Origin of the sequence: Achromobacter sp., assembly GCF_036567245.1 — a bacterium.
Lineage (GTDB): Bacteria > Pseudomonadota > Gammaproteobacteria > Burkholderiales > Burkholderiaceae_B > Achromobacter.
In genome coordinates this window covers 1-6,037 of record NZ_DATCUY010000369.1, presented here as the reverse complement: position 1 = coordinate 6,037, position 6,037 = coordinate 1, and the positions used below count along the sequence as shown (strand labels likewise).

The following is a 6,037-nucleotide window of genomic DNA, read 5'->3' as shown; positions in this document are numbered from 1 at the left end:
AACCCAGAAACGTCGCGAAGGATCAGGTGGCAGGTTGGGATCAACCGCACCGTCATCATCGTGCACCAGCGTATCCTGACTCATCTTCCTATCCTTGTTGATGCGCCCGCTCTACGAGTAGCATCACTTCTGCGGCATCGGCTTCGCGGGAATTTGTAACAACATAGCAACCGCGTATTATAGCGCCAGCCCACTCACGGGCGTATCACGAAGGGAGTGCTTTTATGAGCAAAGCGACTGGTTTCGTCAAAGAATTCCGAGATTTCGCTGTAAAAGGCAACGCAGTGGACCTGGCAGTCGGTGTCATCATCGGCGCGGCGTTCGGCAGGATCGTCGATTCGCTAGTCAAAGACATCGTCATGCCGCTGGTCAACTTCATACTCGGAGGCTCGGTCGATTTTTCGAACAAGTTCCTGGTTCTGTCGATGCCGGCCGGCTACAACGGCCCCATGACCTACGCCGACCTCACCAAGGCCGGCGCCAACGTTTTTGCGTGGGGCAACTTCGTCACGATCATCATCAACTTTGTGTTGCTGGCCTTCGTGATCTTCTGGATGGTCAAGGCCATCTACAAGGCCCGCGCCAAGGCCGAGGAAGCGCCGGCCGCACCGGCTGCGACGCCCGAAGACGTGGCGCTGCTGCGCGAAATCCGCGATCTGCTCAAGAAGCCCTGATCCGACACTGCCGCAGGTCCGGGATCCGCGCACCAGCGGATCGCGGGCCGCGGCTGGCGGACGTTCCCGCCGGCGCATGCCGGCCCCCGCTGGACGATCCGCTGCTGGTTTTCCCCCGCTAATTCTGTTCCGCAGCCATTTGCCGTTCGACGCGGCGCGCAAACATGGCGAAGCTCGCGCGCACGATGCTGGGCTTCAACAGGAAGTCGTGCGATTCGGCGGCCAGCGCATCATTCACCGGTTTCACTTCGCCGTATGCGGCCGCGGCCTGCAACTGATTGCGGGCGGCGCGCTCGATCAGCACCGACAGGTACAGCGCTTCCTCGACACAGGATCCGGCGGCCAGAAAGCCATGGTTGGCCAGCAGGATGCAGCGCTTGTCGCCCAGCGCCGCTGAAATGATCTCGCCTTCCTGGTCGGCGATGGGCAGGCCGGGCCATTCCTTCAGGTGGGCGCAGTCGTTGTGGAACGGCGTTGCGTCCATATGCGCGACGACCAGCGGCTGGCCCGTCATGGACAGCGTCGAGACATGGGGCGGGTGCGTGTGGATGATGCATTGCACGTCGGGACGCTGGCGATAGACCCAGAAGTGGAAGCGCACGGCGGGGTTGGGCGTGCCTGGGCCGTCGAGTACTTCCATGTTGTCATTGATGCGGATGACCGAGGCCGGGACGATTTCGTCGAAGGCCTGGGCCATGGGCGTGGTCAGGAACGTGCCGTCCTCTTGGCGCACGGTGATCTGGCCCGCCAGGGTTTCCGAATGGCCCTCGCTGGCGAGAATGCGGCAGCTCAAGGCCACCTTTTCCTTCTCGCCCCAGTTCCCGAAGTCGAGCTTGTTCGCGGAGCGCGCAAAAAAGGCGTCGGCATGGGCTTGTTTTTCCAGCATGGGGTCTCCTTGAGGATAATGGCTTCATTACACGCCGGCCTCAGCTGCCAGCAATTGACCGATCACGAACGCGGGTTGACTCAATGCGACAGGAACGCAGGCGCCTCCCGGCCATCGACGGTCGATCCGACAGAGTGTTCCCAGCATGCCACGCGCCAGCCAGACAGTGAATCAACCCGCCCGGCCCACCTGTGCCGAGGCGGATCTCAATTTCGCGCCCCAGTTCCGCCCCTTCTACGCACAGGAGATCGCCGGCTACGAGCGCGAGCTGGACAAGTTGGTCCTGCCAGGGGAATTCCGCGCCCTGACCGAACAGCCCAGGCTGCAATTGCAGGCCTGTAGGCTGCGCGCAGGCGGGTTGGTGGTGAGCCTGGAATCCACACCGATCAGCGTGCATCACCGCGCGGAGCACGCGGCCGACCTCGAGCACGCGGAATTTCTGGCGAGCTTCGTGATCGCTGGACACGGCGTCATCGTGCAGAACGAGGCCACGTTGCCGCTGGAACCCGGCGACATTATCTTCCGCACGACTGCGCTGCCCTCCGAAATCCGGATGTACACCGATTCGCGCATCGTCGTGGTCAAAGGGCCGCTGTCGCGCCTGCTGGGCGCGCACAGCCTGGCGATGTCGCAGTTCACGGCGCAGCGCGGCGTGGCCGGCTTGCCGATGGTGCAGACCGCCCATCGTTGCCTGCATCATGTGTTCTTCGACAAGGCGGAGTCCAATCCCACCTCGTCGCTCTTTGCCGAGCAGGCGCTGTTGGCGTTGCTGGCTTCGATCTACACCAGTCAGGCGTTGGAGAAGATACCGGGCGATGCGCGGGCGCCCGCCGACAACTGGCAGGTGCTGGCCAGCTACATCGATGCCCACATCACTGATCCGGAACTGTCGGTGCAGGCGGTGGCGGACGTGCTGCGCGTCACCACGCGCTGGGTGCACCGGCTGTTCAAGATGCGGTCGCTGCAATACACCAGCTATGTGCGCGAACGCCGCCTGCAACTGGCCAGGGAAGCGCTGGAGGATCCGCGGCGCGCGCACGTCGAGGTCAAGGAGATCGCGGCGTCTTGCGGATTTCTGCATGCCAGCCATTTCATCCGCCGCTTCCATGAACGCTTCGGCATGTCTCCCGCCCTGTACCGCAAGACGGCCAGAAGCAGCGACGGCGCATAGGTTCGCGCCGCCTGCTCGTGGCTGGTTTCGACGCGTCAGCCGCGGCGCAAGTCCTGCGGCGTGGGCTTCATGAGAAACGCCGAGGTGCCGGCGACGATGCCGAGGAAGGCCAGATAGACGCCGACCGGAAGAATGCTGTCGAACTTCTGTACCAGCGTGGCCGAGATCAGCGGCGCCAGGCCGCCGCCGATGGCCGCCGAGAACTGGACCCCGATGGACAGCCCGGAATAGCGCAACTCCGCAGGGAACTGGGCGCTGTAGAGGCTGGATTGGGGCGCGATCATGATCGCGTAGTTGAAGGCCATGGCGACGAAGACGGCGAGGCTGTATGCCATCAGTGAACCGCTGCCCACCGCGAGAAAGATCGGGATGGCCATGAGTCCGAGGAACATGCCGCCCCAGCCACAGACGCGGCGCGCGCCGATGCGGTCGGCCAGCACGCCGAACAGCGGGATGGTGAACATCAGCAGGCCGGCGCCATAGAGCAGGGCATGCAACGCGTCGGCCCGGCTGAAGCCCAGTTTCGATACGGCATAGGACACCGAGAACACCAGGAAGGTATAGATCAGGGTGACCTCGGCGATCTTGCAGCCTATGCACAGCAGCAGCGACTTGCCGTGCTTGCGCAACAGCTCGCCCAGAGGCATCTGGTCTTCCAGGGGCTGCCTGGCCAGCGCCTTTTCGCGCTTGACCTGTTCGAACTCCGGCGACTCGTCGATGCCGTGGCGGATGAACAGGCCGACGACGATGAGCACGGCGCTGGCGAGGAACGGCAGTCGCCAGCCCCAGGACAGGAAGTCCGCTTCCGGCAGCCGCGTCACCAGCGCGAACGATCCCACCGACAGCAGGATGCCGAGGGGCGCGCCCACCAGCGGCAGGCTGCCGAAGAACGCCTTCCACTTCGGTGGCGCATGTTCGACCGCCATCAGCATGGCGCCGCCCATCTCGCCGCCGAACGACAGTCCCTGGCCAATGCGCAGCACCACCAGCAGCACCGCCGCCGAGATGCCGATCTGTTCATAGGTTGGCAACAGCCCGATGAGCACGGTGCATATGCCCATCAACAGCAAGCTCAGCGTCAGCATGGACTTGCGGCCGATGCGGTCGCCGAAATGGCCGAACAGGATGCCGCCGATGGGCCGTGCCAGCATGCCGCTGGCGAACGCGCCGAAGGCCGCCAGCGTGCCGGTCACCGGATCGAACTGCGGGAAAAAGATCTTGTTGAACACCAGCGCCGCAGCGGTGCCGTAGGCGAGGAAGTCGAAGGCTTCCACGGCGGTGCCGATCACGGTCGCGACGGCGACCCGGAACAGGTTCGGTTTCTTGTGTGATTGGGCAATAGGCTGCGCGGCCTGTATGGCGTCCATGTGGTTCCCTCTTGTCTTGTAGTAATAGTTATGTTGCTTATGCGGGGCTCAGGGGCTCAGGGGCTCAGGGGCCCGGCGGCACGTATCCCGGCAACTGCCGTATGCGATCGCGCCACGCCGCGATGGCGGGATAGGCGGAGATGTCGATGGCGGCTTCCTCGGCCAGCGCCAGGTAGCCGTAGCAGGCAATGTCGGCCACGGTCGGCGCATCGCCGCCCGCCAGCCATGTGTTTTGCGCAAGGCGCTTGTCCAGGCGTTGCAGGACGCGGCCCGTGCGGGCTTGCGTGCCCGGCACGTCGAGCAGCGCCTCGCTCACGCCCAGGTGGTGGGCGGCCTCGGCATTGCTGACCACGCGCGTCAGGCGTAGCGGCTGCAGGCTGTTGGCGATCTCGTTGGCGGACACCGAAATCCAGGCATGCATGGCGCCGATGCGAGCGGGCGGCGCCAGCCAGTCGGGGGCGTAGTGATGCGCCAGATGCAGCAGGATGGCGTGGCTGTCCCAGATGGCGATGTCGCCATCGGTCAGCGCGGGGATCTGCTGGAACGCGCTGACGCGCTCGAACTCCGCGGTCTGGTTCTTGCGGGCCAGCACGTCGACGAAGGTGCTTTGGTAGTCCCGGCCGATGAGTGCAAGAAAGAGGCGGACCTTGTAGCAGTTGCCGGAGCGCGGGTGGTCGTAGAGGGTCAGCATTCCATGGCTCCGTGTGTAGGAGGCCCGGCCGGGAAAGGCCCGGGCGCGGGCGATTGGATGGAATGCTAGGGCTGTGGACTGCGCCCGGAATTGATAGGGAGAGAACCGCGATTGACCAGATGCGACGCACAGGCGCCGCCTTGATCGCGCCCTCTGGTTTTCCCCTAGCCAAGTCCGGCTGATTCGGACACTGGCGGCGTGCGCGGCGGCCGTTGCCGCCACGAAATGAAAACGCCCCCTTGCGGGGGCGGATGGCGGGGCGCGGCGCCTGTTAAGCCGGGTTGTCGATGTCGACGAATTCGACCTTGATGCCGAAGCGCGCCGCCACCGCCTGCGCCAGCGCCTGCACGCCGTAGCGTTCGGTGGCGTGGTGGCCCGCGGCGATGAAGCCCACGCCGGTCTCGCGCGCCAGGTGCACAGTGGATTCGGAGACTTCGCCGGTGATGTAGGCGCTGACGCCGGCGTCCACGGCGTCGCCCAGCATGCCTTGGGCGCCGCCCGTGCACCAGGCCACGCGTGCCAGCGGCATGTCCGGATCGCCCACCACCAGCGGCTGGCGGCCCAGGCGTTCGGCCACGCGTGCGCCCAACTGGCCCAGCGTCGTCACGCCGTCGGCGGCGCCCAGCCAGACCAGATTGTCGGGGCCACAGGTCTGCGGCGCGCCGTCATCGCGCAGCGCGGGCGTCAGGCCCAGCACGCGTGCCAGCTGCGCGTTGTTGCCCAGGGTGGGATGCGCGTCGAGCGGCAGATGGTAGGCGTACAGGTTCAGGTCGTTTTTCAGGGCCAAGGCCATGCGCGCGCGGCGCGTGCCGATGACGCGGCGGTCCTCGTTGCGCCAGAGCCAGCCGTGGTGCACCAGCACCGCGTCCGCGCCGCGTTCGACCGCCACGCGCAGCAGAGCTTCGCTGGCCGTGACTCCGGCGATAATGTGTGCGATTTCGGATCGGCCTTCCACCTGCAGCCCGTTGGGGCAATAGTCCTTGAAGCGCGCCGCTTGCAGGGTGTCGTCCAGCCAATTGGCCAGGACGTGGGAGTCCACTTTACTCATAGCTAGTCCTATCAGAATCATGCGCCGATATTGGCTGATCTTTGCTCAGGCCGTCACGGTCTGCCTAGGTATTCTATTCGTGGTGACGACCTTGCGGCCCGACCTGCTGCGGCTGGCTGGGCCGGCGGCAGGGCCTCAGCCTGCTGCAGCGGCCGCGACACCGCCGGCGAGTGCAAGCGCTTCATGGCGAGCCTAGATCG

At 65.2% G+C, this 6,037-nt stretch carries 6 protein-coding genes and 2 pseudogenes; 3 read left to right on the top strand and 5 right to left on the bottom strand.

Annotation, left to right across the window (positions count from 1 at the left end; genetic code table 11):
* Positions 1 to 84: pseudogene (locus VIR09_RS15880) on the bottom strand (ubiquinol-cytochrome c reductase iron-sulfur subunit); the annotation flags it as partial.
* A gap of 140 nt (positions 85 to 224) precedes the next feature.
* On the opposite strand from VIR09_RS15880, the gene mscL reads away from it, so the two are divergent.
* Positions 225 to 674, top strand: a complete 450-nt coding sequence (mscL, locus tag VIR09_RS15875) for a large conductance mechanosensitive channel protein MscL (RefSeq protein WP_313461134.1) — start codon at positions 225 to 227, stop codon at positions 672 to 674.
* Positions 675 to 792: 118 nt separating this feature from the next.
* On the opposite strand, the gene VIR09_RS15870 is transcribed toward mscL, so the two are convergent.
* A complete protein-coding gene (locus VIR09_RS15870) occupies positions 793 to 1,560 on the bottom strand; it encodes an aldolase (RefSeq protein ID WP_332013738.1) in 768 nt (255 codons plus the stop codon).
* Positions 1,561 to 1,705: 145 nt separating this feature from the next.
* On the opposite strand from VIR09_RS15870, the gene VIR09_RS15865 reads away from it, so the two are divergent.
* The gene (locus VIR09_RS15865) at positions 1,706 to 2,731 is read left to right on the top strand and encodes an AraC family transcriptional regulator (RefSeq protein ID WP_332013737.1); all 1,026 of its coding nucleotides are present in this window, start codon (positions 1,706 to 1,708) and stop codon (positions 2,729 to 2,731) included.
* 35 nt (positions 2,732 to 2,766) lie between these two features.
* On the opposite strand, the gene VIR09_RS15860 is transcribed toward VIR09_RS15865, so the two are convergent.
* The 3 genes from VIR09_RS15860 to VIR09_RS15850 form a co-directional block, all read right to left on the bottom strand.
* Positions 2,767 to 4,098, bottom strand: coding sequence for an MFS transporter (locus VIR09_RS15860; protein ID WP_332013736.1), 1,332 nt, complete (start codon positions 4,096 to 4,098; stop codon positions 2,767 to 2,769).
* Between the two features lie 64 nt (positions 4,099 to 4,162).
* Complete coding sequence (locus VIR09_RS15855) at positions 4,163 to 4,789, bottom strand: glutathione S-transferase family protein (RefSeq protein ID WP_332013735.1); 627 nt, start codon at positions 4,787 to 4,789, stop codon at positions 4,163 to 4,165.
* Positions 4,790 to 5,060: 271 nt separating this feature from the next.
* Positions 5,061 to 5,837 carry a Nif3-like dinuclear metal center hexameric protein gene (locus VIR09_RS15850; RefSeq protein ID WP_332013734.1) on the bottom strand — a complete coding sequence of 259 codons (777 nt, stop codon included), beginning with the start codon at positions 5,835 to 5,837 and terminating at the stop codon, positions 5,061 to 5,063.
* Positions 5,838 to 5,856: 19 nt separating this feature from the next.
* Here VIR09_RS15850 and VIR09_RS15845 point away from each other — a divergent pair.
* Positions 5,857 to 6,006 (top strand): annotated as a pseudogene (locus VIR09_RS15845) (2-alkenal reductase); the annotation flags it as partial.
* Positions 6,007 to 6,037: the final 31 nt, after the last annotated feature.

What these genes read in the sequence shown, in the direction of transcription:
- VIR09_RS15850 (WP_332013734.1), bottom strand. Translation starts at nt 5,837, where the DNA reads ATGAGTAAAGTGGACTCCCACGTCCTGGCCAATTGGCTGGACGACACC.
- VIR09_RS15865 (WP_332013737.1), top strand. Translation starts at nt 1,706, where the DNA reads ATGCCACGCGCCAGCCAGACAGTGAATCAACCCGCCCGGCCCACCTGT.
- VIR09_RS15860 (WP_332013736.1), bottom strand. Translation starts at nt 4,098, where the DNA reads ATGGACGCCATACAGGCCGCGCAGCCTATTGCCCAATCACACAAGAAA.
- mscL (WP_313461134.1), top strand. Translation starts at nt 225, where the DNA reads ATGAGCAAAGCGACTGGTTTCGTCAAAGAATTCCGAGATTTCGCTGTA.
- VIR09_RS15855 (WP_332013735.1), bottom strand. Translation starts at nt 4,789, where the DNA reads ATGCTGACCCTCTACGACCACCCGCGCTCCGGCAACTGCTACAAGGTC.
- VIR09_RS15870 (WP_332013738.1), bottom strand. Translation starts at nt 1,560, where the DNA reads ATGCTGGAAAAACAAGCCCATGCCGACGCCTTTTTTGCGCGCTCCGCG.